This window comes from Streptomyces sp. NBC_01320 (assembly GCF_035974375.1).
Classification (GTDB): domain Bacteria; phylum Actinomycetota; class Actinomycetes; order Streptomycetales; family Streptomycetaceae; genus Streptomyces; species Streptomyces yanii.
Genome location: NZ_CP108390.1, coordinates 10,697,114 through 10,713,687, shown reverse-complemented (window position 1 = coordinate 10,713,687; position 16,574 = coordinate 10,697,114). Strand labels below are relative to the sequence as shown.

Annotated in this window: 13 protein-coding genes and 5 pseudogenes; 4 read left to right on the top strand and 14 right to left on the bottom strand. The window is 68.8% G+C overall.

What is annotated here, in order from left to right; genetic code table 11:
- Positions 1-24: 24 nt before the first annotated feature.
- Genes OG395_RS48920 through OG395_RS48910 form a run of 3 tightly spaced genes read right to left on the bottom strand, consistent with a single transcriptional unit; the run spans position 25 to position 3,640 of the window.
- Entirely contained in the window at positions 25-1,059 is a 1,035-nt protein-coding gene (locus OG395_RS48920; RefSeq protein ID WP_327248670.1) for a ferredoxin--NADP reductase, read from the bottom strand.
- The gene (locus OG395_RS48915) at positions 1,056-2,747 is read right to left on the bottom strand and encodes an FAD-binding protein (RefSeq protein WP_327248669.1); all 1,692 of its coding nucleotides are present in this window, start codon (positions 2,745-2,747) and stop codon (positions 1,056-1,058) included. The genes OG395_RS48920 and OG395_RS48915 overlap by 4 nt, the downstream gene beginning before the upstream one ends.
- The gene (locus tag OG395_RS48910; RefSeq protein WP_327248668.1) at positions 2,744-3,640 is read right to left on the bottom strand and encodes an alpha/beta fold hydrolase; all 897 of its coding nucleotides are present in this window, start codon (positions 3,638-3,640) and stop codon (positions 2,744-2,746) included. Before OG395_RS48910 ends, OG395_RS48915 begins: the two co-directional genes overlap by 4 nt.
- Positions 3,641-3,863: 223 nt before the next feature.
- Here OG395_RS48910 and OG395_RS48905 point away from each other — a divergent pair, with 223 nt between their 5' ends.
- Positions 3,864-4,427, top strand: coding sequence for a flavin reductase family protein (locus OG395_RS48905; RefSeq protein ID WP_327248667.1), 564 nt, complete (start codon positions 3,864-3,866; stop codon positions 4,425-4,427).
- Between the two features lie 101 nt (positions 4,428-4,528).
- Here the strand turns inward: OG395_RS48905 and OG395_RS48900 are convergent, their stop codons facing one another.
- The 3 genes and pseudogenes from OG395_RS48900 to OG395_RS48890 all read right to left on the bottom strand — a co-directional run bounded on the left by OG395_RS48900 (position 4,529) and on the right by OG395_RS48890 (position 7,341).
- Complete coding sequence (locus OG395_RS48900) at positions 4,529-5,419, bottom strand: IclR family transcriptional regulator (RefSeq protein WP_376345023.1); 891 nt, start codon at positions 5,417-5,419, stop codon at positions 4,529-4,531.
- A 395-nt stretch (positions 5,420-5,814) separates the two neighbouring features.
- A pseudogene (locus tag OG395_RS48895) lies at positions 5,815-6,554 on the bottom strand (integrase core domain-containing protein); the annotation flags it as partial.
- 77 nt (positions 6,555-6,631) lie between these two features.
- A pseudogene (locus OG395_RS48890) lies at positions 6,632-7,341 on the bottom strand (IS6 family transposase).
- Between the two features lie 77 nt (positions 7,342-7,418).
- Between OG395_RS48890 and OG395_RS48885 the strand changes: the two are divergent.
- Positions 7,419-7,789, top strand: a pseudogene (locus OG395_RS48885) (Tn3 family transposase); the annotation flags it as partial.
- Between the two features lie 26 nt (positions 7,790-7,815).
- On the opposite strand, the gene OG395_RS48880 reads toward OG395_RS48885, so the two are convergent.
- Both OG395_RS48880 and OG395_RS58720 read right to left on the bottom strand, forming a co-directional pair.
- Positions 7,816-9,510: a lamin tail domain-containing protein gene (locus OG395_RS48880; protein ID WP_327248665.1), complete on the bottom strand. Its 1,695-nt coding sequence runs from the start codon at positions 9,508-9,510 to the stop codon at positions 7,816-7,818.
- Between the two features lie 326 nt (positions 9,511-9,836).
- Positions 9,837-9,911, bottom strand: a pseudogene (locus OG395_RS58720) (site-specific integrase); the annotation flags it as partial.
- Positions 9,912-9,958: 47 nt separating this feature from the next.
- Between OG395_RS58720 and OG395_RS48875 the strand changes: the two are divergent.
- Positions 9,959-10,339, top strand: coding sequence for a hypothetical protein (locus OG395_RS48875; protein ID WP_327248664.1), 381 nt, complete (start codon positions 9,959-9,961; stop codon positions 10,337-10,339).
- 136 nt (positions 10,340-10,475) lie between these two features.
- On the opposite strand, the gene OG395_RS48870 is transcribed toward OG395_RS48875, so the two are convergent.
- Both OG395_RS48870 and OG395_RS48865 read right to left on the bottom strand, forming a co-directional pair.
- Positions 10,476-11,000 (bottom strand): hypothetical protein, encoded by a 525-nt coding sequence (locus OG395_RS48870; RefSeq protein ID WP_327248663.1) that lies wholly within the window; start codon positions 10,998-11,000, stop codon positions 10,476-10,478.
- 431 nt (positions 11,001-11,431) lie between these two features.
- On the bottom strand, positions 11,432-12,022 hold the full coding sequence (locus tag OG395_RS48865; protein WP_327248662.1) for a hypothetical protein: 591 nt from the start codon (positions 12,020-12,022) through the stop codon (positions 11,432-11,434).
- A 354-nt stretch (positions 12,023-12,376) separates the two neighbouring features.
- Here OG395_RS48865 and OG395_RS48860 point away from each other — a divergent pair, with 354 nt between their 5' ends.
- Complete coding sequence (locus tag OG395_RS48860) at positions 12,377-12,808, top strand: DUF6083 domain-containing protein (RefSeq protein WP_327248661.1); 432 nt, start codon at positions 12,377-12,379, stop codon at positions 12,806-12,808.
- A gap of 175 nt (positions 12,809-12,983) precedes the next feature.
- Here the strand turns inward: OG395_RS48860 and OG395_RS48855 are convergent, their stop codons facing one another.
- The 4 genes and pseudogenes from OG395_RS48855 to OG395_RS48840 form a co-directional block, all read right to left on the bottom strand.
- Positions 12,984-13,151 (bottom strand): hypothetical protein, encoded by a 168-nt coding sequence (locus OG395_RS48855; RefSeq protein WP_327248660.1) that lies wholly within the window; start codon positions 13,149-13,151, stop codon positions 12,984-12,986.
- 34 nt (positions 13,152-13,185) lie between these two features.
- Positions 13,186-13,745 (bottom strand): annotated as a pseudogene (gene tpg / locus OG395_RS48850) (telomere-protecting terminal protein Tpg).
- A 165-nt stretch (positions 13,746-13,910) separates the two neighbouring features.
- Positions 13,911-14,828 (bottom strand): hypothetical protein, encoded by a 918-nt coding sequence (locus tag OG395_RS48845; RefSeq protein WP_327248659.1) that lies wholly within the window; start codon positions 14,826-14,828, stop codon positions 13,911-13,913.
- A gap of 363 nt (positions 14,829-15,191) precedes the next feature.
- Complete coding sequence (locus tag OG395_RS48840) at positions 15,192-16,391, bottom strand: IS110 family transposase (RefSeq protein ID WP_327242667.1); 1,200 nt, start codon at positions 16,389-16,391, stop codon at positions 15,192-15,194.
- Between the last annotated feature and the right edge of the window lie 183 nt (positions 16,392-16,574).

Sequence of the window (16,574 nt, the reverse complement as noted above, 5' to 3'; positions counted from 1 at the left end):
CGAATCGAGGGGGTTGGGGGGCGATCACCCGTCGTAGGTGACCTTGATGCGTTCACTGACCGGGAGCGCCTGGCAGGAGAGGATGAGTCCGTCGGCGAGGTCCTGCTCGTCGAGGACCTCGTTGCGCTCCATGACCACCTCGCCCTCGGTCAGCACACAGGCGCACGCGCTGCAGCTGCCCTCGCGGCAGGAGAACGGCGCGTCCAGTCCTGCCGCGAGGAGCACGTCGAGCAGCTTGCTGCCCTGGGGCCAGGGCACGGTCGTGGTCCGCGCGTCGAGCTCGACCTCCACGGTGCCGGACGGGCCCGTGGGGTCGGCGGCGGTCTGCGGGGCGGCGAACGGGTCGTTCGTCAGGGAGGTGAACCGTTCGACGTGCACGCGCCGCGGCGGCACACCGAGGTCGGTGAGCGTCGTGACGGCGAGGTCCATGAAGGGACCCGGGCCGCAGATGAACGCCTGGCGTCCGGTGTACGGCTCGGCCAGCGCCCGCAGACCGGGGCCCGCGGGCAGGCCCTGGACAGACTCCAGCCAGTGGACGACGGTCAGCCGGTCGCCGTACTCCCTTGCCAGTGTGGCGAGTTCGTCGCGGAAGATGACGGAGTTCTCGTCGCGGTTGGCGTAGATCAGGGTGACGGATCCGCTCCCGCCGTGCAGGCAGGAGGTGAGGATCGACATCACCGGCGTGATCCCGCTGCCCGCGGCAAGGAGCAGGAAGTCCTCGTCCAGCGAGTCCGGGGTGAAGGTGCCCGCGGGGCGCAGCACTTCGAGGGTGTGGCCTTCGACGACGTTGTCGCAGATCCAGTTGGAGCCGTATCCGTTCACCGTGCGTTTGACGGTGACCTTGAGCTTTTCGTCGCGCAGCGGGGAGCTGCACAGCGAGTAGCAGCGGGCGGCCCCGCCGTCGTGGTCGGAGGGCACCTTGACGGTGAGGAACTGGCCGGGCTTGTAGCGGAACTTGTCCTGCGTCCCGTCCGAGGGTTCCAGGACGAGCGAGTGGGCGTCGGACGTCTCGCGGATGACTTCGACGACGCGGACGGTGAGCGGGCCGGGCAGTGTCACGATGCTCTCCCGGTCGTCTCGCCGGCGGCGTGCCGGGCGGCGACGTAGCCGAAGACGATGGACGGGCCGATGGTGGCGCCCGGTCCGGCGTACTCGCCTCCCATCACCGGCGCGGAGGTGTTGCCGGTCGCGTAGAGGCCGCCGATGAGTGAACCGTCCTCCCTCAGGACCCGGCTGTGTTCGTCGCAGACCAGCCCGCCCTTCGTCCCGAGGTCACCGACCTCGATGGGCACGGCGTAGAAGGGCGCCTTGACGATCTCCTCCAGGTTGGGGTTCTTCAGGGTCGGGTCACCGTAGTAGCGGTCGTAGGCGCTGTCGCCCCGGCCGAACTCGGTGTCCTTGCCGGTGCGCGCGAAGCCGTTGAACCGCTCGACGGTCGCGGCCAGTTCCTCGGGGGGAACGCCGATGGCGACGGCGAGTTCGGCGATGCTGTCCGCCCGGTGTGCCAGGCCGCTCGCGTAGAAGTCCTTGGGGAACGGCATTCCGGGCAGGATCTGCGCGAAGGGGTAGCGGGCGCGGGCCTTGGCGTCCATCACGAACCAGGCCGGGACGTGGCCGCCCGCCAACTGGTCGTGGACGAAGTTCACGTACGGGGAGGACTCGTTGGTGAAGCGGCTGCCGTGGGAGTCGACGATCACCGACGGCGGGATGCACCGCTCGGACACCAGGGGGATTGTGGCGCCGGACGGGTGGCGCACCGAGGGCATCCACCACGCGTCGTCCATGAAGTCCACTGCGGCGCCGAGCTCCAGCCCGGCGACGATGCCGTCGCCGACGTTCTCCCGCGCACCGGCGCTGTGGATCTCCCGGCCGCCGGCGGGCAGGTACTTCTCGCGCATCTCCTGGTTGTGGTCGAAGCCACCGGTCGCGAGCAGCACACCGCGCCGCGCCCCGATGCGCACCTGCTTGCCGTCGCGCTGCGCGACGATCCCGGTCACCGTGCCGTCGTCGCCGACGACCAGGCCGGTCATCGGGGTCCGCAGCCACACGGGGACCCCGGCGTCCTTCAGGGCCATCCTGAGCCGTGCCACCAGCGCGCGACCGCCGGTGGCCATGTGCCGGCGGCGGACCACGTTGGACGAGACCCGCCAGGCGGCGACGACGGACGCCCAGCGTCCGCGCCAGGTCCGCTTGACCATCGCGAGGTCGCGGTAGTCCTTGGCGGTGATCCACAGACCGAGCGGGCCCTTCATGTTGTTGGGCCGCTGGTGCCGCTCGTCCTCGCCGAGCTTGCGGGTGTCGAAGGGGAGCGCCTCGATGGAGCGGCCCATCGGACGGCCGCCGTCGTACTCGGGGTGGTAGTCGGCGTATCCCTTGACCCAGAAGAACCGCATCCACCGGCTCTTGCCGAGCAGTTCCATGGCGGCCGGGCCCTGGTCGACGTAGGTGTCGAGGCGGGCGGCCGGGACGCGGCCCTCGGTGAGGCGGTCCAGATACTGCCGGATCGACGTGCGGCTGTCGTCGTGGCCCTTGGCGCGCAGCGTGGGGTTGTTGGGGATCCAGATGCCGCCGCCGGAGATGCCGGTCGAACCGCCGTACATCTTCCCCTTCTCGATCACGACGGTGGACAGGCCGCTGTCCTCGGCGGTCAGCGCGGCCGCCATGCCGCCACCGCCGCTGCCGACGACGACGAAGTCGAACTCGTGGTCCCAGGACGTGTTCGCGCCCGCGTTCGCACCGGCGCTCATGCCGCGTCCTTACGGGTCAGGAAGGCGAGCACGGTACTCTCCCACGCCGCCTTCTGTTCGATCATCACCCAATGCCCGCAGTTGGGGAACAGGTGCAGTTCGACGTCGGGAATGGTCCGCATCGGCACGATGGACATGTCGACCGGGCTGACCCGGTCGTCCCGGCCCCAGGTGATCAGGGTCTTGGCCCGCAGTCCGTGGAGCATCGCCCAGAGCGGCGCCTCCTCGGACCTCGCCGCGGCGGCGGCGGTGGCGGCGAACGCGGCCTTCCCGTACATCCTGCGCGCGGCGGCGAGCGTGTCCGGCTCGGTGGCCTGGGCCCACCGCTCCTCGATCAGTTCCTCGGTGACCATGGCCGGGTCGTACACCATGGAGTACAGCCACTGGACCAAGCGTTCACGCGTCGGGTTCTCGGTGAACTCCATCAGCAGATTGATGCCCTCGCCGGGGCCGGGGCTGTAGAGGTTCCGGCCCATGCCGCCGATCGTCACCAGGCGGCGTACGCGGTCGGGGTTGTCCAACGCGAACCGGGTGCCGACGAAGCCGCCCATGGAGTTGCCGATCACGTCGACCTGGTGCAGCCCGAGTCCGTCGAGGAACCGGCCGACGGCATCGGTGGCGGTGGCCATGGGGTGCCCGTCGGCCGGGTCGCTGACCCCGAACCCGGGGAACTCCAGGACCAGGCAGCGGAAGTACTCGGAGAACCGGGCCAGATTGCCGCGGAAGTTGCGCCAGCCCGTGACGCCGGGGCCCGAACCGTGCAACATCAGCAGAGGCGGACCGTCCCCGGCCTCGTGATAGCGCAGAACCCCCTGATCAGTTGTGAGTTCACGCAATGTGGAGTCGTGGCTCAGCTCCATCATCATCCCTGCCTTCGACGTCCCTGTGGTCAACGGTTCCTGGAACGTAGCCAGGGCCCCCGGAGGGGCGCCTCACTCATCCCGATCAGCGGGACGCGGGTGTTCCGGGCAGCCGGAGCGGTACGGGCCGGCCCTGTGGCCTGTCGTGTTCCACTCATCGGGAGCGCGCGGTCCGGTGCCGGACGCGACGGTCCTACCGTCGGGACGTGCCCCACCAGGAGCACGTCACAGACCCGGCCCCGTCGAGGTGAATCCGATGTCAGCAGAGTCCTTGACCGCACCCACGACAGGTGAGGTCACGGCGCCCACTCCTCAGGAAATGCGGCGCGCCATGGGAGCGTTCGCGACGGGTGTCACCGTCGTCACCGGGATGGACCGTTCGGATCCGGTCGGGTTCGCGTGCCAGTCCTTTGCATCCGTTTCGCTGGAACCGCCCCTCGTCCTGTTCTGCGCCGACCACAAGGGACGCGCCTGGCCGAGGATCAGGGAGTCGGGCCGGTTCTGCGTCAACGTGCTCGCCGAGGACCAGACCGATGTGTGCGGCCGCTTCGGGTCCAGCAGGGGAAGCAAGTACGATGGGCTGGACTGGGACCCCTCGCGCTGGGGGACCCCGTCCCTGCGCGGCGTGCTGATCAGGGTCCATGCCGAGGTGTACGACGTGCACGTCGCCGGTGACCACGATGTGGTGATCGGGCGGGTCCTGGAACTGGAGACGATGCCCGAACAACGACCGATGCTCTTCTTCCGCGGGCGGTTCGGCGTCGAGGAGCAGCCGGTCACCATGCCCGACCCCTGGGGCTGGGGCGACCACTGGGGCTGAGGTCCGGTCGTCGAACTGCCGGTCGTCGCACGGCGGACCGCGGTTCGGCGACAGGCCCCGGGCTCCAGGGGCCTGTCCGGCTGCGCTCCCCCGGACACGCTCTACAGCCAGTCGCCGCTCTGGCTGGCGACGAGCAGCCGGTCCATGGCCTGCGGAGACCAGGTCTGCTCCGGGAAGGCGGGCGCGCGGTGCCCCCGGCCAGGGGTCTCCAGGCCGGGGAACAGTTCCAGGGAGACCTGTCGCGCGGCGTCGACCACCAACGGGGCCACCTTCTCCAGCGGGGTCCGCGCGTCGCCGATCAGCGAAATGGCGGCCACGGGCCCCTCGGGGCCACGGATCGCCGCCGCGGCACAGGCGATGCCGGGGAAGCACTCGCCCCGCTCGAACGCCAGGCCGCGACGTTGCCGGATCCGGTTGAGCTCCTGGTGCAGGGTGTCCAGGTCGGCGATCGTGCGGTGAGTCAGCCGGGTGATGGCGCCGCCCACCCGGGCCTCGACCTCCTCCGGTTCGAGCCAGGCCAGCATCGCCTTGCCCAGCGCCGTCGAGTGGGCCGGCGCACGCCCGCCGACCCGCGAGGGGACCGACGCGGCGAACCGGCCGCCGGCCTTGTCGAGGTAGTGGACGTCGGCACCGTCGAGCACGGCGAGGTGGACGACCAGCCCGGTCCGGATCTGGACGCTGTGCAGTCTGGGCGCGGCGGCTTCACGGATCTCACTGTTCGTGCCGTCGCCCCCACCGAGCCCGAGTGCCCGCCGCCCGAGGCCGTAGCCGAACCCGGTGTGCTCGAGCCACTGGAGCCGTACGAGCTGGTCGAGGATCCGATGGGCCGTGGAACGCGGGAGGTGCGTGCTGCGGGCCACGTCCTCCAAAGACAGCCGAGTGGTGCGGCATTCGAACGCGTCCATGATCAACGTCATGCGTTCGACCATCGACGGCGGGAGCTCCCGGCGAGCGGACATGTCCACGGCAGCAGCGACATCGACAACCGTCATGCCGAATCCTCCAGGTAAACTGAAATGAATTCTTGTTTTCCGGAATGTAACAGCGGTACGAGGTATGGGGAACCCTCGTACACCGGGAGATCTGCGACCCCGTGATCCGCGACGCCAGCACATGGCGCGCCAAATGACGGAGCGCGACGAGGAAACACCACCGGGACCGCCGAACGGGACCGGGCAAGGAGCGGGCGTGCGAAGGCACTGCCTGCGATCGAGGCAGCTCGCCTGGCGGACATGCCCGTGTCGGGCAGGGTGCGCTGGCCTGGATGTGTGGGCCGCGGGCTCGGACGAGTCGGTGTCGGGGTGGGGTGTGGGCAAGGTTTGGTCGGAATGGGGGAGGGAGAGAGGGACGGTGCGACGTGTGCCGTTCAGAAACTCATCGCTGCTGGTCAAGCCACGTATCTGTCCTCGTTGATGACGCCGCCCCGTACTCGGGTGCAAAGGAGTCGGTGCACGGTCAAGTCGGTCGCGGGCGCCGGGTGCTCCTGGGCGAGAGGAGGAAGTTGTCCCCGGGCCTGGTGGGGGCGATAGCCGTTGTAGTGGAAGGCGTAGACGTCGAGCACACGTCGAGCGTGGGCTTCGTTCAGGACCAGCAGGTGGTCAAGGGCCTCGCGCCGGAGCGTCCCGATGACCCTTTCGCAGTGCGCGTTCATCCGTGGGGCCCGCGGCGCCGTCTTCAGGGTCTCGATGCCTCGGACGCGAAGACCGCGTCAAAGGACTCGGTGTACTTGCGGTCCCGGTCGCGGACCACAAAGCGCAGCGACTCCACGCGCAGGCCCAGGCCGACGGCAAGGCTGCGGACTTGCTGGACCGTCCACTGCGCGGTCGGATGCGCGATCACACCAGCGATGTGCAGGCGGCGCGTGCCGTGCTCCAGGAAGACCAGCGCGTAGACCCGGCGAAGATCAACCAGGTCGATGTGCAGGAAGCCGCAGGCAATGACGTCGTCGGCCCGCGCCGTCAGGAACTCCCGCCACGTCGGCCCACCCCTACGGGGAGCAGGGCCCACTCCGGCAACAGTCAAGATCTCCCAGACCGTGGAGGCTCCGACCCGATGCCCGAGCCGCGCGAGCTCGCCTTGGATCCCGCGACACCCCCAATGCGGATTCTCTGCGCCCAGCCACAGCACCGGCGTTGTCACGTTGTTGGGTGCGTAGGTATCTGACGGTGTGTCGGGGCGTGGTGGTGCCGGGTGCCGGCCTGGGTTCAGGCCGCGGTGGGCAGGTCAGTGGCGCCGGTGATCTGATCCCAGATTGCGAAGCGGATGGTCATCTCGAGGCGGTGGTCGGGGGCGGTCATCAGGTGGCGGCGGGGCCGGAAGTGGGGTGATATGCCACTGAACGCGGACAGGAACCGCTGCGCTCCACCGACGGAACGAAAGCCTTTCATCGCCCGTTCGCGTTGCCTGGTGGGCTGGTGGCTGTTCTCGGCCCGGTTGTTCAGGCCCTTGTGCGAGCGGTGCTCGACCGACGGCATCGCCTCGCGGTGGGCAGCGCCGTAGGAGCGGAGCTTGTCGGTGACGATCACCCGCGGCACCGCCCGGGTCTTCGTCATCAGACGGCGGAAGAAGCGCCTGGCCGCGCCTTGTCCCGCCGGCTCTGGACGAGAATGTCCAGGACGTTGCCGTCCTGGTCCACAGCCCGCCACAGGTACTTCAGCTCGCTGTTGATCTTGATGAAGACCTCGTCCAGGTGCCACTTGTCGCCGGTCCGGGGGCCCCTGCGGCGCAGCGCGTTGGCGTAGGCCTGCCCGAACTTCCGGCACCATTGCCGGACGGTCTCGTGGGAGACGATCACGCCGCGCTGGAGCATCAGCTCCTCGACCTCACGGAAGCTGAGCGGGAACCGGAAGTACAGCCACACGCAGTACGAGATCACCTCGACCGGGTACCGGTGCCCCTTGTACGACGGCGACATGCCCTCCACGGACGATCCCCGCCACCAGCGATCAACCCGAAGATCGTCTCACCCTGCCAGCCAACATGACAGCGCCCTTCGCACGCAACTCCTCCAAGTGGGGCGACCCGCGGGCGAAGCTGCTGGCCGGCCAGGCGTGGCAGCAGGCCCGGCCGACCGTGCTGGCCTCCCTCAACCTGCCCGGGGAGGCCGGCGGGCACCTGGCGGCGCGGGCTGCGCTGCTGGACGGCACCTACCGGGAGGTCGCCGCTCGGGTCCCGGACAACGCGCAGATCGTCTTCGACGACGACGGCCGACTGCACTTCGCCGCCCTGGAGCCGGAACCCGAACCGGCCTCCCTGCTGGACCTGCGGGCCGCGGTGAACGCGATGCTGCCCCGGGTGGACCTGCCCGAGGTGCTGCTGGAGGTGTGTTCTCCTGGACCAGCGCCGACCAGGCGTTCACTTCTTCGAAGTCAAGCCGGTGGATCGGGGCTCAGTACACCGTTCCGTTGGCGCGCTGGCCGGGCGAGCGGGACAGCGAGCTGATGGTGTTGTGCTTGACCCAGCCGCCGGTCGCCGAGCCGTCAGGGCTTCGGTTGATGGACACCCCGTCGGAGTTCGCCTGGCTTGAGGAGTAGCTCATCGACTGGACCGTCGCTCCGGCCGAATCCCGCAGGATCACCTGGTCACCGCTGTTGGACAGGTTGAGGCCGCCGGTGCTGGCTGCCACCGCCACGATGCCACCGGGGATCGCGGAGCCCGCGCCGAACACGGTGATCGCCTTGCCGGGCTGCAGCGTCGTACCGGCCGCGAACGTGTGCCGCACTGCCGACCCGTCCTGGACGGTCCAGCCGGCGATGCTGATTGCCGTGCCACCGGTGTTCACGATCTCGATGGCCTCGCCGGCGGTGCTGCTGCCCGGTTCGTTGGCCAGCACCTCGTTGATTATGACGTTGGCGGGTCCGCCGCCACCGCCGGCGGTGACGGTGACGTTCTGGGTCGTGGTGTGGGTGGCCCCGCCGTTGTCCGTCACGGTCAGCGAGACCGCGTAGGTTCCGGCCGATGCGTAGGTCACGGTCGGGTTCACCGCCGTCGAGGTCTGGCCGTTGCCGAAGTCCCAGCTGCGGCTCACGATGGCGCCGTCGGAGTCGGTGCTGCCATCGGTGAAGGTGCAGTTGAGAGCGGTGCAGGAGTGCGTGTACGACGCCGTGGGCTGCTGGTTCGCGCCGCCGCCACCGCCGATGACGAAGTCGTAGCGAGCCAGCACCGGGTAGTGGTCGCTGGTCGTCGTCGTGTAGTTCGGGACATAGGCCTGGGGCTGGAAGGCGGTCGCCGAGCCGGCGACGTACTTCGCCTGCACCTCGTTGGTGGTGAGCTGGTGGTCGATGAAGTCCGGATAGCCCGCCGTCGACGACACGCCCGCCAGCGACAGGGCCCGCGTCGGGAACGTGTAGCGCGCCGCGTCGTTCACGAGGTTGGCGTAGGGCGAAGCCTTCCCGGGTGTGATAGAGGTGTCGACGTCGTCGTTCCAGTCACCGATGACGAAGACGTTCTGTGTGGGGTAGGTCGTGTCGAGGTAGGACTTGAGGGCCTGCGACGCGGGGTTGCGCAGGTTCCACGCATCCTGGGTGGACCCGGACTTCGCGTGCAGGACGATGAAGACGAGGTCACGGGTGACACCGTCGAACGTGCCGCGCAACGTGAACTCCACCGGCGGGCGGCCGGCGAAGTTGCTGTTCTGGTCGGTCAGGATGACCTTCGCGCTCACCAGGGTGGCCATGCTGGAGCGCCAGACGAGGGCGACCTTCTGCTCGGTGTTGCTGAAGTCCGAGTAGTACTGCGCACCGTTCGTCACGATCGGGTCGTTGGCCACGACCCCGGTGTACCCGGGCATGCCGGCCACGAGTGTGTCGAACGCCGAGGTGCTGACGACCTCGGAGAGGCCCCACACGTCCATGTCGGCGCCCGCCATGACGTCGCGGACGTTCTGCTGCTGAAGCGCCTCGTTGGTCGGGCCGAAGTCCGGCGCACCGAACCACTCGACGTTCCAGTTGCCGACGTCGAGCTGTGTCGGCGATCCCTGCGACGGAACCGAGGCGGCGGCATTCGCCGCGGGGGCGGTGGTGAGCGTTGCCAGCGTCACGGCGGCGGCCAAAACCCCTGTGAGCGCGCGGAGCCTGAGTTTCATCGACAAGAGACCCTCCGAGTTGGCGTGCGGAACTGGCCCGCAACCATGCTGTTGGCGGGCTGAGGGAAGTGTCCCGGCCCGGCCCTCGGGCGTACATGGCGCATGCTGCAAACGTGCAGCCACGTGTGGGTGAACATTCGACTGCCGGACCGATCGACCGGGTCGATCGACTGCTGGCCGCAGTGCGCGAGGACTTCCTCGACTGCGAAGTCGCGAGGCCCCGCCGCCGAGGACTGCGACTGACGGCGGCTACGCCCCCGCGGCCCGCAGCCGGTGCTCCGCGCCCAGCCACGGCTTGACCCACGTCACGCCAGTGACAGCAGGGTTCAGCGGCGCGCGTCGCCAGGCGCGAGCAGGCTCGCCAGCTCCGAGATCGCTTCCGGGGACGGCTTGAAGTAGCGGCCGGCCCCACGAGACCCTGCCCGCCGCGTACCGAGCCATCGGAATCATGCTCGTGCTCTTCGGGCAGCCAATCTCCCGGATCGTCACCATGCGCATAGTCGAGTTCCGCGAAGGCCCTGACGGACTTCAGGTCAAACTCGGCAAGGACTGGACGGACGTCCCGGAACCGGCCGCTGCCGTGATCCGCGTCCATCTCGCCACACGCCCCGGACTCACCACGGCGGCGAACCCGGACTCGCCCCTGGCGTTTCCCGGCCGCATGCCTGGACGGACAATGCACGTTGACACCGTCGCGAACACCCTCCGCGAGAGCGGCATCCCCGCCATGGCCACACGCTCACGCGCCTGGATTCAGCTGGTCCGGCAAGCCCCTCCCTCCGTCCTTGCCGACGCGCTCGGCATCAGCCCCAAGACGGCGATGCGCTAAGCCGAACGAGCCGGGACGGGCTACCTGGCCTACGCAACCCTGCATCCCGGCGGGGGCAGCGGACTCCCGCACGCACGGTCAGCCTTTGGCTGGTCGAGGCAGATAAGAGAGACCGCACGGAGCTGAGTGCCAGCTCTCAATCTTCATGCGACACACCCAGGTCGTGACGCATAGCGGTTCTCATAGTTCGGAGCATGCCCCAGACCTCGTACTGGGCCTGAGCCGCGGTCTCCGTCGTTTCGCCCGGTCCGGGGACACCGCGTTCGAGGCGCTTGACCTGGCCGTAGACCTTGTTCAGAGCTTGGTTGACGGCACTCGCCCGCATAAGTACTTCTTCGGGGGCGATCATCTGTGCTTCGGAGTATCGATCACGGTGCGCGTTCTTTGCTTCATCGAGCGCGACGCTGTCGGCGTCCTCCGCGCCGCGCTCCCTCATGACGTGCAGGTGGCGGTTGAGTGCGGTATTGAACTGCCGGGCATCTCGGTTGAGTTCCGCATAGCAGGTACGTCGCAGTGAACGGCTCTCGCGGATCTCTTCATGTTCACGAACGAGCTCTATTTCCCGGAGCTTCGCTCGTTCGGAGCCGCGCTGGGTGAGCAGCGATCCTCCCAGAGTTCCTGCGACGCCTGCCACCGCGATGATCACTGAGCTGAGATCCACCGACGCACTCCGTGAACTTCTTCGGCCTCGCGCCCGCTGCACAGGGCCCAGGCAGTCAAGTCTGCCGCTCCTCGGTGCGCCAGGATCCGGTGCCCAGCTGTCGGCGGCCCTGCGATCGCGCCTCCACCTGGTGCTCGGCAGCACGGTCGGACGGCTTGGCGGCGGCCCGGGCCGCGGCTGTACCGCCGCGCGCATGGCTGTCGCCAATTGGCGACAGCTCCGGCTCGACGCCGTCCCGGGTACCAGTTCCAAGAGGGCGACGGGTGGCTCTGTCCACGAGATTGAGCAGCACTTCGACACTGCTTGAAAGTCACGCAGACGCTGACGTGGCATCGGAATGTTCACGAGTTTCGGCAGCAGTGCGCCGAGATCCTGGGAGGTGCGGCGGTCTGCTCGCTCATGAGGAGCACGAGGTATCCCTGTTGGCTCCGCTAGCCGACCTCGGCTGAACGCCTCGCGGCCCAGAAGCGGTAGACAGCCCAGCTGGCACCTAGCACGGCAGCCGTCCAGACGATGACCTCGGCAAGAATGATTGCCGGGGTCAGGGTGAGATGCGGGCGAGGCGGTAGCACGACCATCTGAGCGGCAGCACCCACCGGCACCGTCAACGCGGCAAGCAAGCCGATCAGCCCAGGCCGTCTGATGGCTGCACCCACCACACCCAGGACCGACCCGAACAGCAAACCCACCGTCGACCACACGATCGTTTCCGTCGCGAAGAAGGCCAGCGGGGTTCGCAGAACGAAGGCATCCGTCACGTAGTACGCCACCGAGGCCAAGATCAGCGTCAGAGCCCCAACCAGCGCGCCGCGGACCCATTTTCCGGCCAACCAGCCCATCCCCACCGCCAATGCGGCCCAGGACCAGCCAGCGTCCATCAGCAGGCTGAGCACCTTGGCGGCCTTGGCCCAGGCACTTCCGGCGAGCGGCATCCCGAGCTCCACGTACGGGGACGAAAGCGCGTTGACTAACGAGGTAACCGCCCCAAACCCGGCCACGACGCTCCCCATCATGATCTTCACACCGGGAGAATATCCGCCATGTACTGGCTCATGCGCAGGGAGGTGCTGTCGCTTCTCGTGAATATCGACTTCGCCTCAATCCAGGTGCCGCCCGGGGACCTGAACATCTGCTGCCCGTTCTCACAAACAAAGCCAGACGGGTGGTGCTCATCGCCCGGGTCTGTCAGGTCGTCGGACGGGGCAGCTCAGGTGATGGTGCCGGTTTGGGCAGCGGTTCGGCCTGCCCCTGCGGAACTGTCGCGCCGCCACAAGCCCCGTGTGACGCCTTTCAACGCACCGTGCAGATTCTCCCTCACCCGGCACGGCCGGATCGCGCCCTACCCGTGCTGACGGACCGTCCGGACCCTGGTGAGCATGGGGGACACCGAGAACACCGTCGACCGCCCGGACCGCCCCGACAACGCGCTGCAGGCCGCCCTCGAGGGCGCAACCGCCCAATCACCACCCGCACCACCAAACTGCCCGCACTGCGCACTGCCCCAGGACCGCTACCCCACCCTCTACGACGGGCACTGGGTACTCCTCGAGCCGAGGATCTTCGTCCCCGCCCACACCGTTCCCCCGCGCCGGCGGTGGGTCCTCACTCCGGACGGGAACGCTATGAACCTGTGGGACGCCGAGCCCTTGCCCGGAACCCGGTGCCGGATCGCGCACCGCATGGTCTGCCCCTACCTCGAACCCGAAGACCCCCCGTTGTGGGCCACAGCGCTCCGCAAGGAAAACGAACGAAAGGCGCAACGCCTGTTCAACCTGCCCGAGGACTGGAACCTCCCAGACACCGGCTGACCGCCGCCGGATCATCCCGGTACGGTGATCAACGGCAGGGCCTTGCCCGGCCTCATGTGCCCCGGATCAGCGCCCTGGCCCGGGGCACAGCCGTGTCCTCCCCCGGTCTGTCGGTGGCCACTGCAACACTGACCGGAAACGCCCGGCCGGCGCCTCCTCCCCGTCGGCCGCATCCTCATCTGCCCTGCTCCCCGAAGTCCCCCCGTTCCGCGACGTCTCCGTCAGGGAGAGCAGGCAACGCTTCCTGGTCCAGGTCGTACCGGTCGTCCAACATGCCGGCCATGTCGCGCCGCGCTGCGGCGGTAAGAGCGACGAGGTGGAGCGTGCCGGCGATACGGCTCACCCAGCTCGTGTCGAGCACCGGCTGCTGGGCGGCCTCACGAGTAATCGAGCTCGATGTAATCGATGTCGGTGAACTCCACGACGAGGCCGTCGGCGCGGCGGCCACCGTCCTTGAAGTACTGCTCCTGGAGTCCTTCGGCGGCGATGTTCTGCAGCTGCTGCTCGGTGGCGCCGGCGGCCTGCGCGTCGAACAGCCGGGCCGCGTACTGCGGTGGCAGCTGCTGGGTGATGCGCCGGATCCGCCCGTCGTCCGTGCTGCCGGGTGCCGCGGTGAATCCGAACCGGGCCCGGGTCTCGATCACAATGCCGGTCGACGTCGCGGCCTGTCGCTTCGCCCGCTCGCGTACCCGCGGCTGCCAGTCCTTGCGCACCTCGGCCACGAGCTTCGCCGCGAGTTCCGGGCGCGGGGTGCGGATCTGGCCCTTGAGGTAACGCTCACGGTGCGCTGTGAGATGCCCAGGCGCTGCGCGACGATCCGGGTGGATCCCTTCTCGTGCTTGACGAGGAACCGTATCTGGGCGCCGGCCGACTTCGGGATGGGGCGGGTCGCGGTGTTCGCGGCGGCCTTGTCGAGGCTGTCGCCGATGATGCCCACGGGGATGCTCCTGTCGTTGATCGTCTGTACGGACCGTTGAGTGCCGATCTCCACCTCGGACGGCCGGGGGACTTTGGAGTGGCAGATCGTCAGCGAGTGGCGCTTTCAGGGGGTTTGCAGGGGTGGCTTGTCGTGATGGGCAGGGTCAGGTCTGTGGCCATGTCGTCAGACGGTGACCGTGTGGGCGGCATCCGCGGTCTCGGCTGCTACAGCCGCCGTGCGGGCGGCTGCCCATTCGGCTTCGGCGGCGAGCTTGGCCTCCTCGGCCGCGATCTTGCACCGGCCGCACAGGCCAGCCGTCTGGACTGGCCGTCCGCACGGCTTGCCTCCGTAGCCGGGACAGTCGCCCGGCTCGGTCGTCGCGGGTTGCTCGGCGCACGCCAGGCACAGCAACCCGGGCGCGACCACTCCGCGCCCGCAGCCGTCGGCACACCTGGGCTGCTCTCCGCCTTGGCAGACCGCGCACAGGTCCAAGCCGGGCAGCGCCAGGTTCGAACACAGGTCTCCGTCCCTGGCACAGGGCCGGTGTTTGTCGCGGCCAGACACGGCCATTTCCAGCTGCGCGCGCTGCTCCGCCCAACTCGGCGGCGCCCAGGTTTCGTCCCCGCCCTGGGCCTCCGGCCGGCCCAACGCGTCGTAGCCGTCAAACCGCTGCTGTGCAGGGATCGGCCGGACTCCTGCGGCGGGGCCGGCCGCGAAGAGGTCTCGCAGCCGCCGTCCCACGACGGCACCAACCGTGGTGCGTACCGGCTGCGGCAGCGGCTTCGACAACAGCGCGTGCCGGATCTCCTGCGGCGTGAAGCCCTCCAGCAGCATTCCCGACGCCACAAGGCCCTGATCCCGCAGCGACTCGGCATGCGTGATCGTCCACTCAGGCGCCTCCGCCGCAACCGCCCGCAGCACCTGAACCCCCGCTGTCATCTCCACCCGCTCCACGAGCACCGGCCCCAGCGAGGCACCCTCCGCCCTGTTGCTGCCGCTTTTTGGCGCGGTGTCAGCCGCCGCATTCACCCCACCGGCTGCCACTGGCCGCAGCTCCTGGTCTCCGATGACACCGCCGCCCCCGTCCGTCCATCCGTCCATGCCCGAACCGGACGCGTCTGGGACCTGTACGTCACAGACGGACGGAAGGACGGAGTTGTTCGGGGTTGTGGACAGGGGTTACAGGACTGGTTCGGGTGACCTGTAGTCCCCCCATGGCGGACTGAGAGTCACCCCGTAGCCGTCCGAATCACGGGGGGACTCAAAGTCACCCCGTGACGATTCGTGCTGGTCAGCGGCCTGCTTCTTCGCCCGCGGCTTACCCTTGTCACCTGATTTCTCCCAGGATGCCCCGGCCTTCAGGTCGGGGAGGAATGGGTCCTTGGAGCGGAGCCGTGAAGCGGTGGAGTTCTCTGCGTACCTGCGGTGACCTGTGCTTTCGGGTGTTGATGCTCCTATTGGCTGTCAAGCGGCGGTTAGCCAGTCGCGGTAGGCGTTGGCGAGGGTGTGGTCACGGCGGGTGCCGCGTTCGATGCAGGAGATGACTGCGGGCCAGACGTTGAAGTGGTGGGCGGCGGCGGTGAGGGTGATTTTCTTGGCCTGGCGCGCGGGTCGCAGGTCGGCGATGGCGGGGACGGCCACCGCTGTGGTGAGGCAGCGGAAGACTTCCCGGGCGATCGCGCGTTTGAGGAGTCGGATGATCTCTTTCTTGGTCCGTCCGGCTTCGGTCTGCCTGGTCACGTAGTCGCGGGTGCGGCCATCGCTGGCCATCCGTACGAGGGCTATCCGGTAGAGAGCGGCGTTGGCGGCGCGGTCGCCGCCCCGGGAGAGACGGTGGCGGTTGGTTTTGCCGCTGGAGGCGGGTACGGGGGCGGCGCCGCACAGGGCTGCGAAGGATGCCTCGGTGCGCAGGCGTTCAGGGTTTCCGCCGGCTGTGACAAGGAGCTGGGCGGCGGTGTCGGGGCCGACGCCGTAGGCGGCGCGCAGGCCCGGATTCTGCTCGGTGACGGCGGCGTCCAGTGCCGCGGTGAGTGCGTCGTGCTCGGTGGTGAGGGCCTGGACGCGCTGGGCGAGGCTCTTCAGTGCGGTCAGGACGGCGACATGCAGCTGGTCGCCGGTGGGACGCAGGCGGGCGAGGGCGTTGATCTGCGTCTTGCCGTGCAGGGCACGGTACTTGGCGCGGATGCCGTCCGGGGCGGTGATGAGGATGTGGCCGATCTGGTTCAGGGTGGCGGTGCGGGCCTTGATCGCGGACCGGGCTGCGTTGTGGAGGGCGCGTATGCCGCTGACGGTGTCATCCTTCGGCGCGGCTGCCGCCCGTCCGGACAGGGCGGCGCGGGCGGCCGCGTAGGCGTCGATCGGATCGGACTTGCCGATCCGGCGGCGTTCGGCCTTGTCGGGCCGGTTGACCTCCACCACTGCCAGGCCCGCGTGGCGGGCGGCACGGGTGAATCCGAGGCCGTAGGAGGAGGTTCCCTCCACTCCGACGGCGGTCACGGTGCCGTGTGCGTTGAGGAACGCGATCGCCGCGGCGAAGCCGGCGGTCGTGGTCGGGAACTCGGCGTCGGTGACGTGGCCACCGTGGTCGGTGACGACCGCCACGTGGATCGTGTCCTTGTGGGAGTCGACTCCTCCGTACACGGTCTCGTGCGCTGTGTCCGTCATGCCCGCTGCTGTCATGCTGAAGGTGCCTTCCTAGCCGGAGGTGGCGCCCGGCCGGGTGGGGCAGACAGGACATTGAGGGGGCTTCTGACCAAGCTCCTATCAGGTCATGTTCCACCTGGCCGGAGCCATGAAGAACGGGTCCCGGCAGCCGGACAGAACAACCGGAGGACAGCCCAGCAGGGC

Bases quoted from the DNA above. Each gene is read 5' to 3' on its own strand.
- OG395_RS48860 (WP_327248661.1), top strand. From the start codon at position 12,377: ATGGGGGACACCGAGAACACCGTCGACCGCCCGGACCGCCCCGACAAC.
- OG395_RS48880 (WP_327248665.1), bottom strand. From the start codon at position 9,510: ATGAAACTCAGGCTCCGCGCGCTCACAGGGGTTTTGGCCGCCGCCGTG.
- OG395_RS48845 (WP_327248659.1), bottom strand. From the start codon at position 14,828: ATGGACGGATGGACGGACGGGGGCGGCGGTGTCATCGGAGACCAGGAG.
- OG395_RS48905 (WP_327248667.1), top strand. From the start codon at position 3,864: ATGTCAGCAGAGTCCTTGACCGCACCCACGACAGGTGAGGTCACGGCG.
- OG395_RS48900 (WP_376345023.1), bottom strand. From the start codon at position 5,419: ATGACGGTTGTCGATGTCGCTGCTGCCGTGGACATGTCCGCTCGCCGG.
- OG395_RS48915 (WP_327248669.1), bottom strand. From the start codon at position 2,747: ATGAGCGCCGGTGCGAACGCGGGCGCGAACACGTCCTGGGACCACGAG.
- OG395_RS48840 (WP_327242667.1), bottom strand. From the start codon at position 16,391: ATGACGGACACAGCGCACGAGACCGTGTACGGAGGAGTCGACTCCCAC.
- OG395_RS48875 (WP_327248664.1), top strand. From the start codon at position 9,959: ATGCTCGTGCTCTTCGGGCAGCCAATCTCCCGGATCGTCACCATGCGC.